The sequence below is a fragment of the Kitasatospora sp. NPDC059088 genome (assembly GCF_042738155.1).
GTDB lineage: Bacteria > Actinomycetota > Actinomycetes > Streptomycetales > Streptomycetaceae > Kitasatospora.
Window position 1 is genome coordinate 4139 of the sequence record NZ_JBHYGR010000057.1, and the last position, 24980, is coordinate 29118.

The window sequence follows — 24980 nt, forward strand, 5'->3', positions numbered from 1 at the left end:
GGGCGCCGCGGGCCCGCCCGCCCCCCGCGCGGCCTGGCCCGAGGGCGAGGCCGGGGTGGTGGTGTGCGCGGCGTCCTGGGAACGGGTCCCGCGCAGCTCGGTGATCCGGCCGACCACCCGGGCGTCGTGCGCGGCCAGCGCCCGCAGGACCCGCCAGATCGTCCGGAACGACGACGCTTCGATCTCGGCGTCGGCCTCCGCCCGCACCGCCGCACCCGCGTCGCGGACCTCGGCCGGGTCCGCGGCCGCGGTGCCGTCGTCACCGACCTCCGGCGTCGGCAGGTAGACCGGGATGATGACCCACGAAACCTTGCCCTGCCGGTAGGACTGGCGCAGCGCCCGGCCGACGGCCTGGACGATGTCGATCACCGACGATTTGGGGTCGGCGAAGCAGATCGCGTCGACGGCGGCGACGTCGACGCCCTCCGTCAACAGGCGGCTGTTGCACAGGATCCCGCACTCCTCGCCGTCCTCGCCGGTGTGGGCCTTGAACTCGGCGAACGCCTGGCGGCGGTCCCGCAGGCGGTCCGTGCCCGCCACCGCCTTCGCCCAGATCCGCTCCGGCCGGTCCGGGTCCTTCAACAGCTCCGCGGCCGCAAGCAGGCTGTCCGCGAACTCCCGCGCCCCGGTCACCCGCGAGTGGAACGTGATCACCCGGCGCAGCTCCAGGTCCGCGACCGCGCGCAGCACCGCGATCTGCAACGCGAGGCGCAGGAGTTCCTCGTTGCTGCGCTGGGAGCGCAGGTCGGCGACGGCGGGGAGGTTGAGCAGTTCGCGCAGGTCTTCGTCCGTCACCACCGGGACGAGCACCCGGTAGTCGGCGAGGTAGCCGTGCTCGATGCCCTGCCCGAGGGTCCAGGTGAACACGGTCGGGCCGTAGATGCTCTCGTCGTCCATCGAGCACAGCGCGGGCAGCTGCTCGGCGCCTTCGGTGTCGGCGCCGTCGGCGAGGTCGGCCAGGCCGTCCTTCGCGCGCCGGTCGTCGGCGATCCGCGGGGTGGCGGTGAAGTACAGCCGGCGCTTCGCCGGGACCTGGGCGTCGTTGTGGATCGCGGCCCACGCCTTCCCTTCGGCGCCTGCGGTGCGGTGGGCCTCGTCGATGATCACGAGGTCCCACCGGGTCAGGCCCCAGCCCTGGTGGGCCTGGACGATGCGCTCCAGCGAGGCGTACGTGGCGTAGACGGTGACCGGCTGGTTGTCGGGGGCGCCGTTGACCAGGTCGGTGAGCCGGGCCGCCTGGGTGGTCACCTCGGCGTGGATCCGGCCGCCGGCCTCCGCGCTCTCCAGCGCCTCCTCGCGCGAGCACGCCGCCACGGCCAGCCCGCGGCGTCCGCCCCGCAGCGACCAGGCCTCGGCGGTCTGCTCCAGCAGCTCGATCGTCGGCACCAGCACCAGCACCCGGCCCCGCGCGGCGAGACGGCGGGCGCAGCCGGCCGCGATGAGGGTCTTGCCGGAGCCGGTCGCGGCGACCACCGTGGCGCGGCCGCCGTCCTTCACCTCGCGCACCGCGGCCGCGACGGCGTCCTTCTGGAACCAGTGCAGCGGCAGCGGGTTCACCGCGGCGGTGCCGGACGGCTGCGCCGGGACCGGCTGCCCGGATGCGGCGCGGAACGCGGCCGGCACGTCGGCCTCGGTGGCGGTGGTGGTCTCCACGGCGGCGGTTTCTCCTTCGGATGCTGAGACGGCTCGGCGGGGCGGGCGGGGCTGTGGAAGGGTCAGGGGCGGGCGGCCTCTCCCCGGGGCCAGGTCATGGATGGGGAGAGGCCGACCGGACCTACTGCTGGTCCTCGGGGATCCAACCTCGTACCTCGAGGTAGGCGATGTCGGCGTCCTCGACCGCGCGGCCGGTCTCCACCAGCCACTCCCGCATCGCCTCGGTCACGTCGCCGTGGTGGTCCGCGACCCGCTGGGACCACTCAGCAGCGTCGAACCCGCCGGTGGAAGCGGAGCCGTAGGTGCGCTCCTCGGTACCGTCCGCGCGGGGGATGAACCCGCGCCGGACGCCGCCGGAGTCCTTCTCCGACCCGGCCGAGTAGACGTACTGGTTGGCTTTCATCCTCACCGTGAAGGCCAGGCGGCCTCCGGCCTGCCCGGTCTCGTGCACCACCGGGGCGAGGTGGGAGGCGCCGGACTTGATGGCCTGCTTCCCAGCGCGGCCGGCCATCGACCCGCCCGCCTCGCCAACGGTGTCCTTGCCCCGCACCCGCGCCTTCTGCCCGGTCTTGGTGGTGCGCCGCTTGGTGTTCGCCCCGGCGATCCCGGACAACGCCTCCTCGTCCCGCTCGCCGCCGCGCACCGCGCGGACCACCTGGCGCAGCGCGTTGACCATGCTCGCGCCCTTGCCCTTGGTGAAGAACTGCGAGACCAGCGAGGTGTCGCGGCCGAGCATCCTGGCGACCTGGCGCTTGGTGTAGCCCTGGTCCAGCAGTTCCTGGGTCAACTGGGCGGCTTCGTTCGGGTTGTTCGGGTCGGCCGGGCTCACTGGTCAGCTCCCTTCTCGGCGAGTTCGGCGCGGCCCAGGCCGCGCAGCTTGAGGTACTGCTCCTGGCTGGTCGGGTGCTCGACGGGGCCCGTGAGGTGGCCCTTGAGGAGGTAGTCGCCGGGCTCGCCCCGGTACGGCCAGGGCTGGCACTCGGTCAGGGCGATGCCGTCGGTGCCGAAGTACACGACCGTGCCCGGCTTCGCGTGGAGGGCACCGGCGTAGCCGATGACGTCCTTGCCCTGGCGGTACTTCATGTCCAGCAGCGCCGCCCGCGCCCCGGACCACACGTAGGCGGCCCACTCGGGGTGCGCGTACGGGTCGCGGGAGAAGCCGGCCTGGCGCTGCCAGGTGACCACCTGGTCGTCCTGGCCGAGGATCTCGACCCCGGCGGGGAGGGTCTCGCCGAGCGGGGTGGTGCCGGAGACCAGGCGGGGGCGCTGGGCGAAGCCGCCCAGGCCGAACAGCAGCACGCTGCGGACCGCGCGGGAGGCGAGGTAGGCCGCGGTGCGCTGGCGCTCGTCGCCGTGCAGCTTGGAGAGGTTGGTCAGGTCCGCCCAGGCGGCCTTGAGGCGCTTGCCCCACTCATCCAAGGGCTTGCCGTCCTCGAAGAGCAGGCCGCCGAGGACCTCGATCCGCCACGGTGCGATGTGGTTCGACAGGGCGAGGTGGATCTCCGCGCCGCCCGCCCAGGTGGTGAAGGTGGTGCCCGGCTCGGACGGGTAGACCCAGGCGCGGTCCCTGGTCACCGGCGCGGGCAGCAGGCCGACGTGGTTCCACCCCTGCGGGACGGTCACGCGCACGTTCCAGTGCGAGCAGGACATCAGCGCCTTGGTCTGCTCCGCCTCGGTCATCGCGGCGAACGCGGCGGCGGTGACGCGGCGCGGCGTGCCCACCGGGCTCTTCCACAAGTGCTTGGCGTAGGCGAAGGTGCGGTCGTACTCGACGAGAGCGGGCAGCTGCTCCGGCACACGCGGGGGCAGGATCAGCTCGGTGCGGCCCTGCCCGCCGGTCGCGTGCAGCAGACCCCGCAGCTCCTCGGACAGCACCGGGTAACCCCCGGCCCACTTGCCCGTGGTCGGAATGGTGCGCGACCACAGGTCCCGGCCGGTCTGGCTCGGCGAGCCCATCAGCACGGCGTCGTCCCAGTGGCGGCGCAGCGCCTGCCACAGCAGCGTGAACGCCTGCCGGCAGGTCACGACGTCGGCGCCGTCCGGGTCGAACCACTCCCCCATGCTCCGGATCTCGGTGGTGGCGCTGTCCGGGGCGCTCGCGGGGGCGTAGCGGCCGACGGGCTGGCGCTGGTGGACGAAGTGTCCGGCGAGCTTGTCCCGGCCCGAGCCGACGGCGGTGGTCCACCGCTCGCTGGGGGTGTTCAGCCAGGCCGCGACCGCGTCCTTGAGCGTGCTGTAGCGCTCGGCGCCGTCGTGCCACGGGGCGCCGGCCGTGATGTAGATGCGCTCCGTGCCGGGGGCGGTGGCCAGAACGGCGTCCAGGATCTCCCCTGGCGTGCGGGCGCCGAGGTCGACCCGGACAACCTGGTCGCGGACCGCGAGCATCCCGGCCGCCGCGTCCAGGAACACCGTGGCCCGGGCCTGCTGGACGAAGTTCGGACGCTTGGACACCAGGCCCGTGGTGACGGCCTCGAACCGGGCCCCGGCTGGACCCTCCGGGAGGGTGGGCAGCTCACGCGGACCGGCGGCAACGGCCGGACGCTCCACCGCGGCGACCGGAGCGACCGAGGCCGCCGGGACGACCAGCGCGGCCGGGGCAGGCCGCTCGACGGCGGCGGCCTGGTCCTCGACCTCGGTCGGCGCCTCGGCTACCGGGGCGGCCGGGGCCGGCTGCTCGAGCACGGGGGCCGGGCGGGTCAGCGCCGGGGCGACCGCGACGGCGGGCTCGGCGACCGGCTCGGCCACGGGCGCCGGGGCCTGGGCGGGAGCGGCGGCGGCCTGGTCGTCGGCCTTGGCGGCGCGGACGGCAGCCGGGGTCGGGTCCAGCAGCGGGGCGATCCGCACGACGTCGCCGACCGACAGGCCCGCGGCCTTCGCGATGGCCGGCGCCTGGGCGCCCTCGTACCCCGCGAGCCCGGCCACCCGGCGCGAGCGCTGGGCGGTGAGCTTGTCCAGCTCCTTCTGCGCGGCCGCGACCCGCTTCTCGGCGGCCGTGATCTCGGTGCGCAGCTCGCGCAGACCGGCGAGCTCGGCGGTGTACGTCTTGCGGTCCATCAGCGGGTCACTCCCCCTCGGTGGCGGGCTGGTCGGTGGTGGTCTGGCGGGTGGGGACGTAGGCGATCGGGCCGCCGGACACGGACGCCAGGCGGGTGCCGAGCAACAGGCCCGCCAGTCGGGCGTCCTCGGGGGCGGTGAGGTCGGCGGCGTTGGCGGGGGCGGTGAGGTCGGTCAGGTAGCCGGCCAGCCTGGCCTTCGGGAACCGGTACCGCCCTGCGGTGCCGACGGTGCCGTCGGCCTCCCACTCGGTGAGACCGGTCAGCACGGCGACGACGAACCCGGCCACCGTCACCGGCAGAACTCCGCCGGCCGAAACGCGGGCCGGGTCGCACCGCCACCAGCCGGACAGCGCGGCCAGCAGCTGCGCCTGGTCCAGGCCGGTGCCGAAGCCGATCCACTCGCGGTCCGGCTCGTCCACCTTCGCCGGGGCGTCCGAGCGCAGCACCGCGACCTCGGCCGTTCCGAACGCGGTCAGGTCGGCGGCGGGCCTGGCCTGCAACTGCTGGAGCGCGGCCAGCGGGAACACCTGGCGACCCTGCTCGCGTACGCCGGGGACCACGCCGGTGGCCATCAGCTTCTTCACCGTCGGGATCGAGCACCCCAGTGCCGTCCCGGCTTGACCGGTCGTCACGAACACACCCACAACCTCCACGCCTATTCATCTAACTTAAAACGCTAGGCGACTCTACGCCTCCCCCACCGACACCGTCCACGCCTTTTTAGTAAGTCGTACAAGCATGTTGAGCGGTGTCGTCAACGCCCGCGCCTTCGCTCACCACCGGCCCTTCGGGGGACCGTCCGGCCGCCCCCGGCGGCCCCGCTGTCCAGTGGGAAGCGGGCCGAGCCGCAAGGACCCACCGGAAACGGCTGCGGCTGGCCGGGCAGGGGCCTGTCACCCTGCGGACATGGTCGAATCACCGCACCCCCAGGCCGAGCTCTGCCAGGTGCAGCGCAGCGGCCCCACTGACCGTGAGCGCTGCCCCGAGCCGGCGCGGTTCGTGATCCACCGGCACCTCGACTCGGAACCAGTCGTCTGCGCCGGTCACCTGGCCCCGTCATCCTGCACGCTCCCAACGTCTACTAGCCGCCACAGATCTCGCTGGTCGATGCGAACAAGCACCCCAAGCACGTCGTCGTCACCGGCGCCGACAGCGACCAGAGGGAGCAGCGCGCGAAAGACTGGGCCGCCCACCTCTTCGAGGAAGACCCCGCCCCAGCCTCCAACCCCGCGCTGGATCTGACGGACCCGCAGGACGCCAACCACCTGGTGTCGACCGTCCTGGCCGCCAGCCCCGGGCGGCGGTCCAATGACGTTCTCGGCGCTCTTCTCGGTGCCATCGAAGCGGAGCTCGTCGCCAAGGGCCCGAACACCGTGCCGGCGGTCCTGCACGGCTACGCCGCCGCCAACAAGATGGTCAACGGCGGGAAGGACTGGGCCACCGTCCTGCACCTGCGCCAGGCCCGGACCGCTGCCGAGATCGGCCACGTCCTCGACTCGGACATCGGCCACACGGCCGAAGGCGCGGCCCATATCGTCTCCGGGCTGCTGCGCCTGGCCGCCGCCTTCGACGGTCTCCAGGTCAAGGGCCCGGGGGGTGCGGTCCCCGTTAAGACGATGTACCAGCAGGCCAAGAAGGTGGCGGCCCAGGTCCGCCAGGTCATGGACCAGGACGTGCGCGGCGAGCTCGCCCGCGCCGGCCACCGCGTGTAGTAGCGTGCACGGCCACCTGGCCGGTGCCCGGCAGCCGCGGCACCCGGGCACCGCGATGGCCCCAGCCCGTCCCCTACTCGGAGCTGGTTGTGTGTCAGGCCTCGATGGTGAAGGCCGGCTCGTACCCCTCGTCGACCTTGATGTCCTCGTACACCACGGTCTGGCACAGCCGGTTCCATCGGTGGCCGAGGAAGAGGGAGAGTCCCATCGGGCAGGCCAGGAAGAGGTGCATGCGCCGGACCGGGCGGGTCACGCCGCGCAGGTGGTCACGGATACCGACAGCCAGGGCGTTGGCGGCCGTGCTGTCGGCGACAGAGCCGTCCTTCGCGGGCCCGCCGGGCGGGGTGAGGACGATGAGCTTGGAGACGGGGACGTGCTGCTCGCGTAGGTACGCCATGACGTCCTTGGTCGGGTCGGTGGCGATGGCGATGGCGGCGGCGAGTTCGCCGCCCTGCTCGACGGAGTACTCCTGGGCGCCGGGGGCCAGAGTGATGTCGTACGGGTCGCTGGTGGACCAGAGTTGTCCGCGCTGCATGACGGCGAGGTCGGCGCCGGTCACCATGCGGAAGGCGGTGCCGACGAGGAAGGCCGGGGCCAGGCGGATGCTGCCGGCCCGGGTGCGCCCCACCAGGCCGCTGAACGTCCCAGCCCACTTGCTGTTCGCCAGCGCGGCCCTGGCCGATCCCCAGTCGTCCCCGCCCGCTTCGCCCGCACCGGCGGGCGCGAACAGTGTGGGCAACGCGCCCCCGGACGCGGACACCGACGCGGCCCCACCGGGGCCGGCGAAGGCTCCCGATCCGCGGCGGTGGCGTTCGCGCACGTTCTCCGGTCGCGCCACCGACCTGTTCCTGCGCAGCCTCGCCCCGCCCTCCGATGACAGCGACAGCCCGGCACCGTTCGGCGACGAGGAGATCACATGAACGACCGTGTCCGCGCCCACGCCCGCCCGGAGGCCGCAGCCAAGGCCGCCCCGCACTCCTTGCACCTGGCCGATCCCGGGCCGCTGGCGACCAAGGAGGGCTTCCTCGCCCGGGCTCGACGCACTGTCACCCCGCCGAGCCTCCAGGACAGCGCGCCCCTGGGCACGAAGGTGCGGCTGACCGACCCGCGCTTGGCCTACCACGGCGCTCTGCTGCCCTTGGAGACCGACGACTTCACCCGAGGAGTGCACCTCGCCCGGACCATGCTGGTGAAGAACCTGTACGACTCCCCCGGCCGCAGCCCGAACTTCGCCGTCGACGGCCCGCGCCTTGCCGGCAAGTCGCTGCTCGCCGCCAGGATCGGGTTCGCCTTCCAGGGCCTGGTCGACCACCATTTCCCCCCGGACACGGACCGGCACCCGGTGGTGTACATCCACGTGCCGCACGACCGCGGCGACGCCCTGCACTGGTCTCTGCCGTTCGCGGAGTACTTCGGTCTGGAGCACTCCCGCTCGCCCGAGACGATGAACCACCGCTCCGTCGACATGACCGGGCCCATCACACGCGTCATGGAACGCGCCGGCACGCGCCTGGTCATCGTCGACGGCATCGAGTACATCAGGGACAACGAACGGCAGACCGCGTTCGACTACCTGTTCCACCTCCAGGACGCCCTGCCGAGGATCACTTTCCTGTTCTGCGGCATCGGCGCGCAGGAGATCCTGCACCGCGCCCTCGGCGACCACCGCAGCAAGGCCCCCGCAGCCGGCATCGACAAGCCAGCACCGCTGGGCATCCCGACGCTGTGGGTCAGGCCAGTCCCCTACACCGCCGCCGAACCCGACCAGTGGTGCAACGTCCTCGACGACGCCGAGAAGAACCTGCGCCTGTACAAACACCAGCCCGGCACCCTGGTGCAGTTGGCCGCCTACCTGCATGAGCGCACCGACGGCTCCATGCACGCCCTGAACCAACTGCTGTGCCAAGCCGCGCAGACCAGCATCCTCCAGCAGACCGAAGCCATCGACCGCGAACTCCTGCAGACCATCCTCACCGGCTACAACGACCCGACATACGACTGCCTCCCTGCCCTGGCCGAACCGGCCGCCAGCGACCGGGACAACCACCGGCACAGCAGCTCGCAGGACCAGGCGAGGCTGGACGAAGCGGAACAGTCGCACTCGTAGTACGGCCTTCCAAATGCGCTGGGCGGGCTGGACCTGCCTGCCTACGGCACGCCGGCTCCCCGCACCTGGCAGGATCAACAGGTGGCCTTCTCCTACCTGTCGCTACAGTCCTTCGTCCGCCCTCCCAGGCTGCTGGTCCTCGCCCCCCGAGGGCGAGGACTGGGTGGCGATGTCAGCAGCCGCGCTGGGCGCAGTCGGCAAGGTCTGGGGAGGCTGCGCGAGCGCCGTCGTCCCGGTCAGCGCCGCAAGTCATGCGGCCCTCGCGCCCTTCCTCTCCCGATACCAGCCCGACCACATCCTGGAATACCAGCCCACGTGGACGACGGCTGACCTGATTCATCCAGGCATCCTGGAACGGGAGCTGAGGGGACTCGACCTGGATGAGCAGAGCTTTTCCTTTAACAAGGAGCTGCTGGCACGCGATACCTGGGACGGTCACGCCGATGGAGCAGCCCTGCAGGTAGCCGCGGAACGGCTGCGGGCGGCGCACGGCGTCAACAGCTTCGACCGTTCCCACCCTTGGCTGTTCCACCTCGCTGACGATCCCGACAAAAGCGGCTTCACCGCCCTCAAGGACGTCACCTCGCAGCCGACCGGCGGCGTGCCGATCGGGCAGATCCGCACGCCTGCAGCCCTGTCCGCCGCAGCACGGCTCGGTGTCCTCCTCGCGGCGGCCGGCGACGAGGCGCAGGCTACCGAGTCCGACACGGACTGGCTCGCGCAGGTCGCCGGGACCCCGTGGAACGCCGACGACACAGCAAGCCCCTTCGATACGGCCGCCGCGCTGTGCGCACGAATCCACCGCGGCTACGACACGGACCGGTCAAGCGATGTCGTCGTGCTCGGCGAGCGGCCCGAGGACTTCGCGCTGGCCCAACTCGCCCGCCAGGTTTACGGCGCCGCGCGCTGGCTGCCCGGGAGCGCGCTGGCCTGGCGTCATCTGCCCCTCTCCCGGCGCCCAGAGCCGGTCACCGTGGTCAGCGCATCCCTGTCGGAAGAGGAAATCCGCGCTCATCTGACCGACCGCTGGAACGCCCGCGGCATCCGGATGCACGGCGAGGACAGTATGCCGGTCACGATCGTTTCCCCCGGCGAGCTCCGGCCGACCGGCCGCGACCAGGTCGCGCTACTCAACGCCTGGGACATGCCGCTGTCCCTCCCGATGGAGGAGACCTCGGACGGATCCCTGGTCTCGGCCGTGCGGATGCCCATCCAGGTCCCTGCCCCGCTCGACGCGGCACGGCACCGCTGGCAGGTGGGGATGATCTCCACCAGCCACCCCGTCCCGCCCCTTTCCGACCTGTTCGGCCCCAGCTTGGTAGCAGCCGGCGACGAGCGGGAGACATTCGTGCGAGCCGCGGACGGCGGGATCACCTACGCCTCCACCCGGGTCGACTTCGTCCCAGCCGGTGCGTCGCTGGCCGGCTCCCTCGCCGGGCCCAGACTCGTTTGGCCCTCCCTTGAGCGGATTCTGCGCCTCACCGCCGAGCCCGACGAGGTACGCCCCAGCCCCGCCGGGAAACGAGCCCGAGTCGCGAGGCGGCTGCTCGGGTCACGCTCTGCCGTCGAAGCCCTGGCCGCACCAGCGCCGTGGGCGCTGCTGTCGCACTGGCTGCCCGGCCACAACCGCTCGGCCCTTCCAGCAAACAGTGCCTGGGAGCTCAAGTCCGGGGTGTTCCTGACGTGGGAGGCCATCGCCGCCGCTTCCGGCGACTGGGCCCAGGCAGAGCTACGGGCGCGGATCGACGCGTGGAGCACCTGCGGGCTCCTGCGCCGCGGACTGGTGCTCGGCTGCCACGACTGCCCACGGGTCGAGTTCTACCCCATCGCCGAAGTGGCACAGCAATACACCTGCCGGCGCTGCGGCAGCAGCAACACGCTCGAGCAACCACGGTGGAAGCCAGCCCGCAACGAGCCCACCTGGTTCTACGAACTGCACCCGGCGATCACAGAGTTGATCGCCAACGACGGCAACTACGACCTGCTCGCCACCCAGTTCCTCCGCTCGAAGGCGTGGGCTGGCGCCTGCCTTGTCACCGAGGAGTTCGAGCTGGTCCAAAACAGCAAAGCCGTCGTGGAGTTCGACTTCGCCGCAGCGACCGTCGAGGGACTCTTCCTGGGCGAGTCCAAGAAGAACGACTGCCTCGCCGACTCCGCGAAAGCGACCCTCACCGAGCTCAACAAGCTCCTGAACGGATGCCGCACACTCGGCGCGACGCACCTGGTCCTGGCTACTCCCAAGAACGCCTGGAAGCAGGCGACCATCGACGCCATCGACAAGCAACTCCAAGGCGACGCGGCACACGGCGCCAGCAGCCCCCAAGTACTCCTCCTGACAGGCCTGGGCACCGACCCGAAGGTCCTGACCCTCGACGGCAAGCCGTTCACCATGGACTGAACCAGCCGGCTGCGAGCACCCGAGCCGACTCGGCCGAACCAGCGGCAGTCCAAGGACACGCACACACGAGCCGACATGAGGAGGCGTTCAGGTGGTCATCCTGGCGAATCAAGATCAACAGCGTTGAGGCGATCCCACCCTCATACCTGTGGGTTTTCCCAACCGGACTGAACAGCAGTCCCAGATTCTGCAAAGCAACAGGCCACAGGCCTTGAAATGTCGATCATGACAGCAAAACCGCAGGCCCGGGAGCCAAGATTCAAAGTCCCGGATCCTGCAAGTCCAATGGTCAACACATGATCAATCGACAAGATCTTTCAAAGCAGCCGGGACGGAGCACCCGTGGTCGCGGGTCTGCCGTACACCCTGCACAACCGCATCCTGGTGGGCCTGTTCGCCCTCCCGGTCGGCGCCGTGCCGGCACTGGCCTGGAAACTCCAGCGGTGATCGGATGACGTTCCCCCGAGGGCCGGAAGGCCGTCGGACATGACCTGATAGACCGTGAGAAGGCAGCCGAGCGTGAGGCCCGCTGTCCTGTCTGCGCCGGCTGTCCAGGAACTTCTTCCAGCCCCCGGCCAGAAATCGGCCGGGGGCTGGAGTGCGCACCTTGGTTCCGATCAGTTGCCCTCGTCGCGATCCCTTGGCGAGGGCAACTTGTCTATCAGCAGGGCATAGAGGCCACTCAGAACGAAGATGGCGGCGCACTGCGCCAAGTCGTTTCCGCTCAGCAGCTTGACAACCCCGATGAGCCCAGCCGTCCAGACGAGCGTGGCAATTATCTTGATCGCCATTGCATGCTCGCCGTTACGAGAAGGATGACAGGCAGGCTGTCGCCCCAGCGCCGACGACCTTTGCCGCGATATCCTTGGCAACATCCTTGCTGACATACTTGCCGATAACGAATGCCCCCGCTCCGCCGATCCCGGCCTTGAGAAGGCAATTCTTCACCATGTCAGTCATCTTTTTGCTTACCAGCAGCGATGCGCAGTCGTTCTCATCATGCTTCCATAGACACATTGACCGCCGCTCGCCGACCGGGTCGACCTGGGCGATGGGGGATACGTCCTTGACCTCAGTTATGACGGCTCGGCTCCCAACGGGCTGGCCTGTCGCGAACGCTGTACCCGCAGTGCCGGTCACGAGAATACCGCCGAGCAGGGCAGTAGAAATTATGCCGGATATGGCGCGCTTCATTTGCAGATTCTCCATACGCTTCGGAGGAACGGTTCCGGCCAGGACCCCATTCCTCATTGCCTGGGGTAAGACTAAGAATGGAAGATCCTTTGCGGGAAGGGATCCAGAGGTGCCCAGGGGGGTGCCCCGTGGATCGGCTGGTTCCCGGTGGGTTCTCGCAGGGAAGGGCCGCCCTGGTCGCGGAGACGACGGGACCGGTGCCGGTGGACGTCTGTCCGGCGTCCTCGGTGGTGTCGCTGGACGGCGGGATGACGTTCACGAACAACGCGGTGGGCTGTGTGGAGGAAGGCCGCGGCTCCGGCGCCCGGCACCGCGCACCACCACCACGCCCCGGCACTCCCCCACGGTGCGCCCACGGCGCCCGGCCTGGCGCGACCCCGGCCGGATGCCCGGCGCCGTCCTCGCCAACGCCGGCGCCGCACTGGCCGTCACCCTGCTGCTGGCCCTGGTCCAGCACATCGAGATCACCTGGCACTGACACCCCGACAGGGGACCGGCCCGCCGCCCGCTCGGGGGCCCGGACGGCGACCGGTCCCCCTCAGTGTCCACAGGCCAGCGCCGCTGGGTGGCCAGTACCCGGCTACGCAGCTGCCGTGTCCTGGCCGCGATCCGAGCGGGTGTGGGCGAGCGCGATGATGACACGCGGGAACTGGTAGGCGACCAGGACGTCGACCGCGGCGGAGAAGCCGGTCATGTACCAGGAAAGGCGGCCCGGGTTTCCGACGGGGTAGGACACGCCCGCGAACCCGACGGCCATCACGAACAGCAGCAGGACCGTGATCAGGCGGCTTCCTGCGGTGCGGCCGCCCGAGGCGTCGATCCGGTGCAGCAACTGCGCGCAGGAGATCCCGCTCGTCGGCAGAACGATCGCGGCCAGCCAGCTGATCGGCCACGCTGTGCCGAGCGCGATCAGCCCGGCCGCCGCGCACGGCACGTTGACAGCCCACCAGAACACCACGACGGCCGACAGCACTACCCTGTGGCCGATGAACCGGGGGGCGCTCACCGACTACCTCCTGGGACAGGATCCTTGGCCAGGACGGTCCACTCGCCGCTCTCGTACACCTGCCAGTCGCTCATCAACGTCCTCCTCGCCTCTCGGGTGCATGCCAGTCTCGGGCAGGCGTCCCCGCTTGTGCGAACGAATCGGCGATCTCGTCCATGGAAGGCCCCGGTCGCCGACCGGCCGAATCCGGCCACCGCCCCGGGGGAGGTAGGGACGGTGGCCGCACTTGTACCACCGGCGATCAACCGGGCGTGACGTCAGTCGACGTTCACCCAGTACGGATCTTCCAGGGGCCAGGCCAGGATCCGGTCGTCGACGTAGAAGTCGCCGAGATCGGTGCCCGCCCCCCGGTTCTCGCCGTTCGCGATGTTGCGCACCGAAAAGTCCCATTCGATCGACGATGCGCCCTCGTAGGTGGAACTGAAGGGGTACTCGTCGCAGTCCTCGACCGAGGTGTTGTACGGCGGAAGACCGGTCGCGGCGTTGTAGTCCGGGCCCCACGGGTTGGCCCCGTCCTTCTGTCCGCATGCCGCCTTCTTCACCTGCTCGTTCGCCAGGGCGATCGCACCGCCCTTCCCTCGGCTCACCACGCGGTGCAGCGGCGCGCCCCGAGACCCGGCGGTCGGCGACCACTTGCCGGGGACCTTCTTGGGGTGGTTCTCCTTGGGGTAGGTGACGCCGTCGGTGGCCGGGGCGTTCTGCGCGTCGCGGATGTGCTGGCGGATGTTGGGACGGTTGTCGCCGTAGGTCAGCACCGGGAAGGCGTTGGTGTAGATGCAGGCGTGCGGGTAGCTCTTGTTGCGTTGCGTGAAGTAGTCCGCCGAGTCGCAGCGGATACCGATCGGGGGGCCCTCGCCGCGCTCGGTGCTCTGCTCGTATCCCGGGCTCGCGCCGTCCATGTAGAAGCGCCACTGGTGGAAGGCGACTTGGTCCTGGCCCTCGCCACCGCTGGAGGAGACGTCCCAGTAGACCCAGTCAGGGAAGTTGCTCCACTGGGCCCATTCCATCTTCGCCGGGGACCGCCCGACGCCGCACGTGGCAGTCGTGGGTTGATTGGCGCCCGGAACGCATTCGGGGGTGACTTCCAGCTTCAGGTTCGGGGCGACGGTCCGCTTCTCCAGAAAGTTCCACCCGTCGTAGTTGACCTGGCCGGTCTTGGCGCGAAAGAAGACGCGGGTGGCGCGGGTGTCGTTGTAGCCGATGGCGGCGGCCTGGAACTTGATCGTGTTGGTGCCCTTCAGGACGGGCTTGCCGTCCACCTTCTTGTAGTACCTGTTCTTGAATTCGTATTCCTGGCACCACCTGAACCGGTTGTAGACGCGACCGCCTGGGTTTTGGGCGTCCGACGAACCGAGACAGTCGTTCAACCACTCGGTGCCCGCGGGGTTGTCGGGAAAGATCGGCATCTCCGCCGTCCCCTTGCCGTTGGTGCTGCGCTGAGCAACGTCGCCGGGCTGGGCCGTGTACTCGATGCCCGGGCCCGACGCGGCAGGCTTGGGGCCTGCGGCGGCGGCCGGTGAGGAGCCCAGGGTGAGAAGGGCTGCGGTGAGGGCGAGTGCGGCTATAGCCGCCAGCAGTCGACTGACGCGTTTCAAAGGTGGTCCCCCCTATTTTCCGGTGGCACGTAAATCCACTCGGGATCGAACCGGCGTAGTGCCCTGAGCCGGCCAGAAATTGGTCTTCCGTGGTCGTCCTTCGGCCTGTTCAGGCCTCACGCCGCCGCCCGTCCTCGCGACGGCGCCCCCGCGGTCGGCAGGATGCGCGGACACGGCGGCCGTCACTGGGCCGCCGAAGGCGACAGCGGCTGCCGGCGTCGCCCTTGAGAGGGCCCTGCACCGCCTCTTCGGTCTTCGGTCTCGTCCTTCGTGGTTGCGATGCAAACCTGATAAGGGCGGTTCGCTTTCTCCCTGTTTTCCGATTGGTTGCGTTCCGTGCCCGTGCTGGATGCGGTCGGGGATCATACGGACGCTGCCGGATCGGCTGTCGGAATCGAAGCTCCTCCTTCCAGCTCACCGCCAGCCACCCGCTGGATTCTCTTCTGTCATGCCGGCGATCGCCTGCCCCCCATGGTTCATAGGGCCGTTCCCGCCGGCGCGCAAACAGTCAAAGCGCCACGGCCGTTGAAGGCCCTAGGTTTCAGACTGCGCGAGATGGCCGAATACGTGACGGCTTGGTGGCGGCCGGCCGCGCCGGCAGACCATGAAATCCTTTCCAGCAGTCGCCGGCCGTCGGGGTGACGGCAGCGGAATCACGACCGAACAGCCAATCTGTCCGGCGGCGGTGGCGGATTGTAGCTCCGCCGATGAAATCCTGATGAACCTCGGTCAGGTCAAGACTTTCCTATAGCCGTTGAAAGGCAATGAGTTCCGCCTCGGACCGTCCGATTCCGTCATCGCCACTGCATCGCTGCCGACGCTAAATTCGCCTCACCGACCACCGCTCCCCACCACACAGCTGGCAGGGTTCCGGCCCGGGGCGTCACGGCACCCGGCCGAGGAAAGGGCATGATGAGCCACTTAGGAGCTTCCGGCCGCTGGGCCAGAGGGCTGATCGCCCTCACCACGGCCACTGCATCGACGCTCGCCGCCATGGTTGCCGTGGCCGGCCCCGCCGCCGCCCAGGACGCCACCCCCGCCGCCGGCGCCGGCGTCGTTCAGGCCGGGCAGTCCTGCACGGCGGCCGACCTGGGCAAGCGCCACCCGTTCATCAAGTCGACCGAAGTCGCCCCGACGATCACCCACTTCAAGGGCTGGTACGTCACCGCGGGCTCGACCGGCTACCAGAACGTCACCACCAGCACCCAAACCACCGTCTCGGTCTCCGTCGGCCTCAACGGCGAGATCAAGGGCGATTTCGCCGTCGAAGCCCTCGGCACCGTCGGTGCGATGCTGGGCCTGAACGTACAGGTGAACTACTCCTCCACCAGCAGCGAGTCGACCTCGGTCAGCTGGAACTTCAACGACCCCGGCTACTACGGCGTCTACAAGGGCACCAAGAAGGTCACCGGCACCTACGGAAGCCTCAACTGCAACCGCGTCCAACAGGGCGACGGCAGCTGGGCGCTGCAGTGGATCGAGGGACCGGACAGCGGCAGCTACACCACCTACACCACCCTCGAAGAGGGCGCGGTGCGCTGCGAGGACAAGGTGCCCGCCAACAGCATCATGCGCAAGGCGCAGGGTCTCCTGGACTGCGAGACCCCGCCCCGGGCCGGACACGCACCAGGGCCGGTGGCTTCCGCCAAGGCCACCGCGGCCAGGGACGCGGCAGCGAAGGGCACAGCGGGCAAGACGGCCACCTCGCGGGCCAGTGCGCCCGCCACGCGGGCCGCCCTGAACTGCCAACCTGACGTCTACAGGATCCACGTCCCCGGCAAGCCCCTGAACTGGAGTGCACCGCTCCTGGCCAACGATGGCGTCCGGCTGCGCGAATCCAACTGGACGAGCGCCCACCTGGACAACTGGCGGCTGTGCAACGTGACGGAGCGCAACGGGGTTGTCGAGGCGTCCCTGTGGAACTGGGGCAATGGCGGGTGCGCGACCATCCCGGCCAACATCGCCAACCAGGAGCAGGCCTACCTCACAACGGCCCCTTGCGGGGAGGACGACCTCCAGCGGTTCTCCATCTACCGCGACGTACCTGGCGGCTCGAAGATCGGCCTGCAGAACAAGTACACCGGCTCGATGCTGGGCCACGACCGCTACGCGGACGGGGAGTTGATCCGCCAGTACTCCAGCGGCAGGCAGGACGGTACGGGCACGTATGACCTGGTGAAGGTCTGACTCTTCCCCGCTTGACGCGGTGCCCCCGGCCCAGGCCGCCCGACTTCCCTCTCACGTGGACCGAGGTCGGACGGCCTGGGCCTACTCCACGGACATGCCGTAGGCGCCTGAGCGGCTCTGAGTTCCCGGCCGGGGCCCCCTTCGGCGGGCCCAGGCTGCGTTCTGGTGCGCGCGCACGATCGTGGAGTCGACCGAGACGATCCGCTCCGGGTCACCCTCGGCGTCGGCCTGGGCGAGCAGGGCGGTGAAGACCCGCTCCCAGGGTGACCACCCGCGGCTGCGCCCAGAGCCGGTCGCGGCCGCTCAGTCCTGCGCCGCCGCCACGGCCACGGCCGTCGCCAGGGCGGCGGCGATCAGCCAGGCCAGCGCCGGCAGGCCCATGGTGAGGGCCTGTGGCCAGCGCCAGGCCAGCAGCCGCGCACCGGCGCCCCAGGTGAGGAGGAACAACGGGACCAGGATCACCGTCTGGATCCTCCATGCCTTCAGGAACGCCCCGGCCAGGCCGCCGGCCAGCAGCGCCGTGCCCGCCGCGACCAGCAGCCCGATCCGGAACATCAGGGCCCACGGCGCGGTCTGCGGGTCGGTTCGGTGCCCCTGGTGGATGACCTCGGCCACCCGGCCCCGCCAGAAGCGCAGTTCCACGGTCGAGCCAACGTCCACCGCGTCGTAGAACGACTCGTCGACCGTGTAGGTGCGGCCCGGCGCGTTCTCCCGGAGAACCGCGAGGCGGTACGAGGTCGAGTCGCTGTCGGTGTCCACCCACTTCTTCGTCACCCGGCCGCTCTCGGGACGCAGGCAGTCCGCCTGTGCCACCCCGTCGGCCGTGGCACGGCAGACAGGTGCGTCGAGGTAGGCCCGGCCCTCGTCGTAGGCATCGTGGTAGCGGACGAAGCCGAACACCACGATCGCCAGCCCCAGCACGGCGATCAGGCCGCGCAGCACCTGACCCGCCGCCGGTCCGCGCCACGGGCGCCGGTCCCGCGGGCCGTCCGCCTTCCCCGTGGGCCCCTCCTCCCCTGCCGGAGCATGCCCTTGTGCCCCGGGCCTGGGGGGGGGCGGCCGGTGCCCTCGGGCCGCCGCCAGGGCGACGGGACCCGGTCCGCACCCTGACAGGGTCTGCCTTGTGGGCCTTTGCCGGGTGACGCTCCCCAGACTCCGGCCCGGAGGTGTCCCCGTCGCGGTGGCTCCCCCGCCTGCTTGGGATGCGCGCACCCCCCGACGATCTCCGCCAGGCACGGCGCGCCCTGGTAGCGGTGCGTGCCGAGCGGGCCGCCTTCCTGGCCGGCCTGCCGCGGTGGGACGGCGACCTGGCCGCCGCCCGGCAAGGGGTGAGCGAGGAGCAGCACGCCGAGTCCTCCCGGCTGGAGGAGGCCGAACGGCAGGCCGCCCACGCAGCCACGGGGCACCCGTTCCGGGCGCAGCTCCCGGTCGGGGACCGGGAGCTACGCCCGCACCCGACTCATGCGCATCGACGACACGGCCCCGGGCGCGACGGCGCAGCGGCTCCCCGGGGCGACCCCGACGGCGGACAGGCCGACGGGCCCGAAGGCGCCGACCACCACCGAACGGTGACGGGCGCCTTCGGGCGTCCGTCTTCTCCTGGTCGACGTGGATGTCCAGGAGCGAGCTGCCCATGATGCCCGGGCTCCAGATCGCTTCGTCTACGAACACACCTGCGCCCGACGCGGGCCCCGCCCCGCCGAAATCCCGTTGGTGACGCCCCGTCGGATCGGCACGGTCACGGGCATGGCCATCCCGATCGTGCTCGACATGGAGACCGGCGACCCCGACGACGTCTTCACCCTGTGCGCCCTCGCGACCCATCCGTGGGCACGCCTGGTGGCCGTGACGCTCACGCCCGGAACGGACGAGCAGGTCGGCGTCGTCAAGCACCTCCTCGCGCGCCTCGGGGTGAGCGCACCGGTCGGCGCGCACCGGCCCGGCGCCGACGTGACGGCGGTGTCGGCCAGGACGCGACGCTGCTCACGGGGGCACCGCCGAAGAACCCCGGCACGCTCCTGGAACGGAAGCCGAACGTGCGCATCGCCGGCTGGGTCGCCCAGGGCGGCTTCGATGGACAACCAGCAGTCGCCGGCGCAGCGGCGGGCCCGGGGGCGAGCCCGGGTGCCGGCCCGGCAGGGCGGCCCTGCGGCTGGACGGACGACCGCCCGGCGGCACCCGGCCGCCGGGGCCGTCAACCGGCGCCACAGGCCCACCTGGCTCGACAGCGCACCAACCACCACCGGGACAACAGGGGCGCGCAGAGGGATGTCGGATTTTCCGGCCCCGGCGACGGGCCGGTTGAGCTGCACCGATGCCGTCGACCGCCCGGGTCCGGGGTGCCGGCATCGGGAGCCGCATCGGGAGTCACAGCAGGAGCTACGGCAGGAGTCGCGTCGGGATGGCGCCGGTGCTGTCGCGGTCGGTGTCGTTGCGCACGGCTTCCGCGAGGCCCCGCGTTAGGTCGGGCACGTCGAAAGGGGTTCCGCAGGATCTCTTCCTGCGCCTTCGTCAGCGCGCGCATGTGGGGAGACGAGCGTGCCGCACACCGCTCTGGGGCGATACCGCCTCTCGACGCGGGTGAGCCCCGGACGGCTGCTGGGCGGTAGTCGTCCGGGGCTCACCCGCACCTTCCGGTTCCGGCTGTCAGCTGACCGTCGGGACGAACGGCCGGCACGAGCCGTTGGGTCCGGCGTACGGGTCGGTCCAGTCGTAGTTGAGCAGCTTGCTGCCCGTCTGCGGGCCGACGATGCCGTCCTGCTGCAGGTTGCCGTACACGTGCGCCTGGAAGTCCCGCACGGCGCCGTCCGTCTTCGGACCCCACTGGCTGTCCTCGTCGATGGTCGGGCTGCTGCCCGCGCGCAGGTAGTCGTTGACGAGGTGTTGCACGCACCACACCCCGGTGCCCGAGGTGGTGTGGCCGTAGCCGAGCCAGGGTGCGGTGGTCGACGCCTGCGCGGTACCGGTCAGCCCGACCGTGGCGAGCGTGAGGGCAGCGGCGGCCACGAGACCGCGGCCGATGACATTCTTGATCATGTGGGTTCCTTGGGTGGTGATGGGGAGGATCGTTTCGTGCGGCCACGGACGGACCGGCGAGTCCGCCGTTGTCGGCCGCCGTCGCGTGATGGCAGCTGGGCCCCGGGGCCGACGATCTGACGGCTCGTCGTTTTCCGGTCGGCCGTCAGGCGGCGGGCGTTCGCTGTTCGGGCCTGTGGCCGCCTGCGGAGGTGTCACGGCGAAGGGCGGAGCCGTCAGCCGTGGGTGGGCAGCACGTCGTAGCAGCTGCTGACCGGAAGGCCGTACCCGCTCTGGGGGTTGTTGTTCTTGGAGATGTCGATCTGGAGCGCCTGCCAGAGCTTGTCACCGGTGTCCGGCCCGACGATGCCGTCGGCCTTGAGGCCGGAGTCGTGCTGGAACTGCTGGAGCTGGGCGAGCGTGTCCGGCCCGAACGAGCCGTCGACGGGCCACACGTGCGCGCTGCTCCAGGTGGCCCAGTTGATGCCGACCTGCACGCAGTAGACCTGGAAGCCGTTCTGGCCCTGGGTGATGTAGGACGCGCCCGGGGTCGCGTCGGCCGTACCGGTGCCGGCGGTGAGGGCGGCGCCTGCCAGGGCGGCGGTGGCCAGGGTGGTGGCGATGCGCTTGCGGAAACTCATGACGTGGCTCCTCCGTAGTCGCCGCTCGCTGCGTGGGCTGCGGGCGGGCCGGCTTCGCAGGGGATGACGGGTGGCGCGGCTGCGCGGTGCGACCATCGGCATCCCGGCGCCGGGCTTGATCATCGTGCGGTCCGGTCGGCCCCACCCGCGACGGTTCGGCGTCTCAACACGCCCCTCCCCCGTCCCAACGGCCCGTCCCACCGAGCTCACCTGCGGACACTCCGCGGGCCTTCCCCCATCTTGAGACGGCCCCAGGCCAGTTGAGCCCTCCCGGCGGCCGGTTCGCCCCGGTGCGCGCGGCCGCCACGGCCTCACCGCGCCGGGCCGGCATCCGAACACCACCCCGCACGACCCGATGCTTCTCAACCAACCGCAAACCCTCAGCCCGGGCGGAAGGCCGGGTCGTCGCCGAGGCCAGTGCGGTTGGCGGGGGCCGGCGGCCCGCCCTCCCCGGCCCCGGCCCCGGCCCCGGCCCCGGCGGCGGAGGCCCCCGCCGCGGTGGTGAACTGGGGCTCGGCGCGGTGGGCGCGCAGCTCGGTGATCCGGCCCACCACCCGGGCATCGTGGGACGCGACGACTCAGCGGAACGCCGCCGCGCCGCGGCCGAGGGCTCCGCCGCGGGGCGCAGCGGGCCGTAGCGGGGCCAGCCCGGGTCGCCGCTGCCGGCGAAGGTGGTCCAGGCGCCGTGGACGCGGGCGGCGAGTGCGGTGGGTGCGGTGGGTGCGGCCGCCGGAGATCCGAGCGTGGGCCGCCGCCATGCGCGCCGTGCCGGTCTCGAACAGGGCCGCTCCGAGCCGGGCCGAGCGCAGTTCCGCCCGGTGTGTCGTCGGGGCGGGCCGTGCGGTGGGCGGTGAGGGCACCGTGCGGGTCGGTGTGCAGGCGGGCGGCGAGGGTGAGCAGGTCGGCTTCGGTGGTGGGTTCCAGCGCGTCCTGCGGTACGAGGGAGAGGTGGGCCTCCCGGGTGTTGGTGCCGATGGGCAGGTCGACGTCGCGGGTCGGTCCGTGGGCGAGGGCATCAGCCAGCTGGACGGGCAGGACCAGGCCGAACGGGCTGAGCCCGGCCAGCGGGTCGGCGGCGGTCGCGGTGCGCAGGCCGCGCACGGCCCCCGCCGGGGTCTTGACGAGCGGATCTTCCTGTCGGGGCACGGGGGGTAGGTCCTTTCGGCGGGCTCAGGGCTCAGGGGTCAAGGGTCAGGACAGGCGGGAGAATCCGGCCCACTGCTTGACGGCGAACGTCGGCCCGCTGCGTGCGACCCGCACTCGTTGGTCCGCGGGTTCCAGAAGTCGGTTGCCGGCCGGTGGCGTTGCTCCTGCCACGCGCCCCTTCGCCCGACCAGGTGCTCGTCGTGTGCACGACCCCCGCCGACTCCGCCTCCGAGCAGGCCCTGGCGCTCCTCGCGCGGGCGAGCGCCGCCCGCTCCCCTCCCCCGGGGACCGCCTCGGCTGAGGCCGTCGAGGCCGTGTGGCCGGCCGGTTCTCCGCCTGCCGCCGCTGACTCGACCCGACCGAGTCACACCGTTCCACGGCCTGGTCAGCCAGAAGCTCGGGCAGGATCCGGCGTTGGAGCGAGCGGCAGAGAGCGCACCTGCCGACGGCGCGTCCGTCCGGGAGCCGCAGCACACCTGATGCCCCTGTGCGCGCACGGGCGATGGCGTGTGCGTGGTGGGAACGAAGGGGTGTGAATCGGGTACTTAGGCTGAGCCGACCTCACCGAACGGGCCGCCACCAGGCCTCGATCCACCTGACGGGAACCCCTGAATCCTGTGAACCCCCTGAAGAAGCTGCACTCCGCGCTGATCTGCGTCGCCCTGGCCCTCGGGCTGGTGACCGGTCTCAGCGGCACCGCGTCGGCCACCAACTACCGAATCGTCGACTGGGACATCTCCCGGGTCACCGACGGCGGCCAGGAGCACGCCGCTCGGTACTACCACGCAGTCGACGGCCTGCACCAGAACACCTACGGGAACGCCACCCACGAGAACGCGGTCATGCAGACCACGACCGACCCCTCCCGGATCGTCCAGATCCGCATCCGCGACACCGGCGGCAACGAGCTCGTCTCCCTCTACTTCTGGGCCGACAACCTCTACCTGGCCGGCTTCTACGCCCCGTACGGCGGCGACGCCGCCTCCGGCCGGCACCACTTCTCCTTCGCCGACGGCCGCGACATGGGGGCCTCGCTCGGCGTCGGCACCCGCAGCCTGGTCCGGACCGGCAACTACACCAGCCTGCCCGGCGGCAACAACCGGGAGAACCTCCGGATCACCCCGGCCACGCTCTACAACGCGGCCTACGTGCTCGGCCACGCCACCGGCTACAACGACAGCGTCGGCGCGTCCCTGCTGCTCATGATCCAGGCGTTCTCCGAGGCAGCCCGCTTCGGCCCGATCTTCTCCCAGGTCTACAACAACATCTACAACCACAACGAGACCCCGCTCGGCCGGGACCTCGCCGGGCTGGAGAACCAGTGGGACGAGATCTCCCGCTTCGCCCACGACGTCCGCCGCAACGGTTCGTCCTACCTCAACCTCTTCGGCAACACCGTCCGCAACTTCAACGACCTGCGCACCCGGCTCTCCTTCGTCGAGGTGATGGGCTCCGTCGCCCAACTCTGATCCCTGATGGAAGGAGTCCTGGCCGGCCCGCTCCGCGCCGAACAGCACGGCCTGTCCGGCCGTCGGCTCCCGGTAGCCGTCGGCCGCGATGGCGGAGACGGGTCAGGCGGCCCGGTTGCGGGGGAAGCAGGGTCGCGCTGGAGTCGTCGAGTCCTTCCAGGAAGCCCCAGGACGCCGACACGGCACCGGCCGGCCCCAGCCCGACCCGGGGGCGGGGCACACCACGGCGTCCTGGCCGGCGGGCTCGCCGGCGGGGGCCTGCGGGCCGGAACGGATCCTCGGGGGTGACGGCAGCGGCGCAGCAGTGAACGGGGCGGCGGCCGGGGTCGAGCCCGGCGCGAGGCGGGACCGGGCGGGGGCGGACGAGGAGGACGACGACCCGGGCAAGGCCACGAGGCCGCTGGGACGGGCCGGACGTCGACACCGTGCTCGGAAAGCACGAAAGACCCAACGGAGAAACCCTGCTGATTCCGTATCGATCATCAGCCGGGAAGCTCGGCCGTCGACAGCCACCGACAGCCGCCGGGCCGGGGGCTGCTGTCGGTGTTTCCGGGGGGTGCCTCTATGGGGTTCGTCAAGGAAATCGGGCTGCGTTCTGGAGCCGTGGGCGGGCAGCATGGTGGGATGCCGGATCTGCTGTGGGACGACGTCAGGAACTTCTTCGACCCTGACGTGATGGGTGCTCTGCCGGATGTGTTCGTGGAGGGCACCTCGGCGGCGGACTGGCAGGCGGTGTTCGATCTGGTCCGCTCGGATGGTTGGGCGTGGGAGTTCACGGAGGGCGGAGTCGCCGGGCCGTTGCCTCTGGCTGTGGAAGTACTGACGCGTCCGGCCGATGCCGAGACGGTCGAACTGCGGGTGTGGCCGGTCCCGGGCGTGCTGGCGATCTTCCGTCCGTGGTCTGCCGAGGGGATCGACTTCGATGTCGACCTCCGCGAGCTTCAGGGCCAGGAGGGAGTGGACGTCCTGTGCGGGCTCCTGACCGCGGTCGGCCGCCGGCTGGGCAAGCCCGTGGTCATGACCGCCGAAGGCGACTACGGGCACCCGGTGCTCGGGTTCGATCCCGACGCAGACCGCGTGCTCCTGATGGCGGACCCGCAGTTCAGGTGACCGCTTCGGCGGGCCGGGACTCGTAGAAGGTGCCGTCGCGGAGCATGGCGAACAGGACGTCGACTCGGCGTCTGGCCAGGCAGAGGAGGGCCTGGGTGTGGCGTTTGCCCTGGCCGATCTTCTTGTCGTAGTAGGTGCGGGAGGCCGGGTCGCCGAGCGGGGCGAATGCGGCCAGGAAGAATGCCCGTTTCAGCTGTTTGTTGCCCCTCCGGGAGGGTTGCTCGCCGCGTATGGAGGATCCGGAGCTGCGGGTCGCGGGGGCGAGGCCGGCGTAGGAGGCGAGGTGGGCGGCGGTCGGGAACGCGCTCGCGTCCCCGACGTCGATCAGGACGCGGGCGCCGGTCCGGGTGCCGATGCCGGGCATGGAGGTCAGGATCTGCGACAGCGGGTGTTCGTCCAGCAGTTCCTGGATCCGCTTCTCCAGGAGCTTGCGCTGGTCGAGGACGGCCCGCAGCGAGCCGGCCAGGCTCGGCACGATCAGCGCGGCCGCCTCGGTACCCGGGACGACCACGGTCTGCTCTACGAAGAGCCTCCCAGCACGCTGGTGGTCCTGCCTCTATCAGCGGTCTACCGATGCCTCCGGCCCGGTGACACCACCCCCCGGATCATGCGAACTACAGGGGGGAACAGTCATGCCGGACCGGAGGCCGGGAGCCCCGTTGCGGGGCCACCAGGAAGGTAACGGGGGCTG

General features: G+C 71.0%; 20 protein-coding genes and 1 pseudogene. 7 read left to right on the forward strand and 14 right to left on the reverse strand.

Annotation, left to right across the window (positions count from 1 at the left end; all coding sequences use genetic code 11):
* The 4 genes from ACFWXO_RS24530 to ACFWXO_RS24545 form a co-directional block, all read right to left on the reverse strand.
* Positions 1-1653, reverse strand: a 1653-nt coding sequence (locus tag ACFWXO_RS24530) for a DEAD/DEAH box helicase family protein (RefSeq protein WP_380525929.1), incomplete at its 3' end; no start/stop codon positions are given.
* Positions 1654-1774: 121 nt separating this feature from the next.
* Positions 1775-2482 (reverse strand): helix-turn-helix domain containing protein, encoded by a 708-nt coding sequence (locus ACFWXO_RS24535; RefSeq protein WP_380525931.1) that lies wholly within the window; start codon positions 2480-2482, stop codon positions 1775-1777.
* Positions 2479-4707: a hypothetical protein gene (locus ACFWXO_RS24540; protein ID WP_380525933.1), complete on the reverse strand. Its 2229-nt coding sequence runs from the start codon at positions 4705-4707 to the stop codon at positions 2479-2481. Before ACFWXO_RS24540 ends, ACFWXO_RS24535 begins: the two co-directional genes overlap by 4 nt.
* 7 nt (positions 4708-4714) lie before the next feature.
* Positions 4715-5341 (reverse strand): DNA-binding protein, encoded by a 627-nt coding sequence (locus tag ACFWXO_RS24545; protein ID WP_380525935.1) that lies wholly within the window; start codon positions 5339-5341, stop codon positions 4715-4717.
* Between the two features lie 636 nt (positions 5342-5977).
* Between ACFWXO_RS24545 and ACFWXO_RS24550 the strand changes: the two genes are divergently transcribed.
* Positions 5978-6421: a hypothetical protein gene (locus tag ACFWXO_RS24550; RefSeq protein ID WP_380525936.1), complete on the forward strand. Its 444-nt coding sequence runs from the start codon at positions 5978-5980 to the stop codon at positions 6419-6421.
* Positions 6422-6515: 94 nt separating this feature from the next.
* On the opposite strand, the gene ACFWXO_RS24555 is transcribed toward ACFWXO_RS24550, so the two are convergent.
* Positions 6516-7160: an SAVED domain-containing protein gene (locus ACFWXO_RS24555; RefSeq protein ID WP_380525938.1), complete on the reverse strand. Its 645-nt coding sequence runs from the start codon at positions 7158-7160 to the stop codon at positions 6516-6518.
* 177 nt (positions 7161-7337) lie between these two features.
* Here ACFWXO_RS24555 and ACFWXO_RS24560 point away from each other — a divergent pair, with 177 nt between their 5' ends.
* Both ACFWXO_RS24560 and ACFWXO_RS24565 read left to right on the forward strand, forming a co-directional pair.
* Positions 7338-8528, forward strand: coding sequence for a hypothetical protein (locus tag ACFWXO_RS24560; protein ID WP_380525940.1), 1191 nt, complete (start codon positions 7338-7340; stop codon positions 8526-8528).
* Positions 8529-8697: 169 nt separating this feature from the next.
* Complete coding sequence (locus ACFWXO_RS24565) at positions 8698-10926, forward strand: hypothetical protein (RefSeq protein ID WP_380525941.1); 2229 nt, start codon at positions 8698-8700, stop codon at positions 10924-10926.
* Between the two features lie 617 nt (positions 10927-11543).
* On the opposite strand, the gene ACFWXO_RS24570 is transcribed toward ACFWXO_RS24565, so the two are convergent.
* Complete coding sequence (locus ACFWXO_RS24570; protein ID WP_380525943.1) at positions 11544-11717, reverse strand: hypothetical protein; 174 nt, start codon at positions 11715-11717, stop codon at positions 11544-11546.
* 13 nt (positions 11718-11730) lie between these two features.
* On the reverse strand, positions 11731-12120 hold the full coding sequence (locus tag ACFWXO_RS24575; RefSeq protein ID WP_380525944.1) for a hypothetical protein: 390 nt from the start codon (positions 12118-12120) through the stop codon (positions 11731-11733).
* A 346-nt stretch (positions 12121-12466) separates the two neighbouring features.
* On the opposite strand from ACFWXO_RS24575, the gene ACFWXO_RS24580 reads away from it, so the two are divergent.
* Positions 12467-12598: a hypothetical protein gene (locus ACFWXO_RS24580; RefSeq protein ID WP_380525945.1), complete on the forward strand. Its 132-nt coding sequence runs from the start codon at positions 12467-12469 to the stop codon at positions 12596-12598.
* Between the two features lie 102 nt (positions 12599-12700).
* On the opposite strand, the gene ACFWXO_RS24585 is transcribed toward ACFWXO_RS24580, so the two are convergent.
* Together ACFWXO_RS24585 and ACFWXO_RS24590 are read right to left on the reverse strand one after the other, a co-directional pair.
* Entirely contained in the window at positions 12701-13126 is a 426-nt protein-coding gene (locus ACFWXO_RS24585) for a hypothetical protein (protein ID WP_380525947.1), read from the reverse strand.
* A 257-nt stretch (positions 13127-13383) separates the two neighbouring features.
* Positions 13384-14721 carry a hypothetical protein gene (locus ACFWXO_RS24590; RefSeq protein ID WP_380525948.1) on the reverse strand — a complete coding sequence of 446 codons (1338 nt, stop codon included), beginning with the start codon at positions 14719-14721 and terminating at the stop codon, positions 13384-13386.
* 912 nt (positions 14722-15633) lie between these two features.
* Here ACFWXO_RS24590 and ACFWXO_RS24595 point away from each other — a divergent pair.
* Complete coding sequence (locus ACFWXO_RS24595; RefSeq protein ID WP_380526004.1) at positions 15634-16908, forward strand: hypothetical protein; 1275 nt, start codon at positions 15634-15636, stop codon at positions 16906-16908.
* A gap of 303 nt (positions 16909-17211) precedes the next feature.
* Here the strand turns inward: ACFWXO_RS24595 and ACFWXO_RS24600 are convergent, their stop codons facing one another.
* The 4 genes from ACFWXO_RS24600 to ACFWXO_RS24615 all read right to left on the reverse strand — a co-directional run bounded on the left by ACFWXO_RS24600 (position 17212) and on the right by ACFWXO_RS24615 (position 21118).
* Entirely contained in the window at positions 17212-17850 is a 639-nt protein-coding gene (locus ACFWXO_RS24600) for a hypothetical protein (RefSeq protein WP_380525950.1), read from the reverse strand.
* A gap of 1704 nt (positions 17851-19554) precedes the next feature.
* Positions 19555-19944, reverse strand: a complete 390-nt coding sequence (locus tag ACFWXO_RS24605; protein ID WP_380525952.1) for a peptidoglycan-binding protein — start codon at positions 19942-19944, stop codon at positions 19555-19557.
* 215 nt (positions 19945-20159) lie between these two features.
* Positions 20160-20564, reverse strand: a complete 405-nt coding sequence (locus ACFWXO_RS24610) for a peptidoglycan-binding protein (protein ID WP_380525954.1) — start codon at positions 20562-20564, stop codon at positions 20160-20162.
* 380 nt (positions 20565-20944) lie between these two features.
* Positions 20945-21118, reverse strand: coding sequence for a hypothetical protein (locus ACFWXO_RS24615; protein ID WP_380525956.1), 174 nt, complete (start codon positions 21116-21118; stop codon positions 20945-20947).
* Between the two features lie 1209 nt (positions 21119-22327).
* On the opposite strand from ACFWXO_RS24615, the gene ACFWXO_RS24620 reads away from it, so the two are divergent.
* Positions 22328-23179, forward strand: a complete 852-nt coding sequence (locus ACFWXO_RS24620; protein WP_380525958.1) for a ribosome-inactivating family protein — start codon at positions 22328-22330, stop codon at positions 23177-23179.
* 624 nt (positions 23180-23803) lie between these two features.
* A complete protein-coding gene (locus tag ACFWXO_RS24625; protein ID WP_380525960.1) occupies positions 23804-24289 on the forward strand; it encodes a hypothetical protein in 486 nt (161 codons plus the stop codon).
* Here ACFWXO_RS24625 and ACFWXO_RS24630 read toward each other — a convergent pair.
* Positions 24282-24809 (reverse strand): annotated as a pseudogene (locus ACFWXO_RS24630) (transposase); the annotation flags it as partial. The gene ACFWXO_RS24625 and the pseudogene ACFWXO_RS24630 sit on opposite strands and share 8 nt — an antisense overlap.
* Positions 24810-24980 lie beyond the last annotated feature (171 nt).

Coding starts and splice junctions, on each gene's coding strand:
- ACFWXO_RS24540 (WP_380525933.1), bottom strand. CDS start 4,707: ATGGACCGCAAGACGTACACCGCCGAGCTCGCCGGTCTGCGCGAGCTG.
- ACFWXO_RS24560 (WP_380525940.1), top strand. CDS start 7,338: ATGAACGACCGTGTCCGCGCCCACGCCCGCCCGGAGGCCGCAGCCAAG.
- ACFWXO_RS24565 (WP_380525941.1), top strand. CDS start 8,698: ATGTCAGCAGCCGCGCTGGGCGCAGTCGGCAAGGTCTGGGGAGGCTGC.
- ACFWXO_RS24570 (WP_380525943.1), bottom strand. CDS start 11,717: ATGGCGATCAAGATAATTGCCACGCTCGTCTGGACGGCTGGGCTCATC.
- ACFWXO_RS24575 (WP_380525944.1), bottom strand. CDS start 12,120: ATGAAGCGCGCCATATCCGGCATAATTTCTACTGCCCTGCTCGGCGGT.
- ACFWXO_RS24595 (WP_380526004.1), top strand. CDS start 15,634: ATGAGCCACTTAGGAGCTTCCGGCCGCTGGGCCAGAGGGCTGATCGCC.
- ACFWXO_RS24605 (WP_380525952.1), bottom strand. CDS start 19,944: ATGATCAAGAATGTCATCGGCCGCGGTCTCGTGGCCGCCGCTGCCCTC.
- ACFWXO_RS24610 (WP_380525954.1), bottom strand. CDS start 20,564: ATGAGTTTCCGCAAGCGCATCGCCACCACCCTGGCCACCGCCGCCCTG.
- ACFWXO_RS24625 (WP_380525960.1), top strand. CDS start 23,804: ATGCCGGATCTGCTGTGGGACGACGTCAGGAACTTCTTCGACCCTGAC.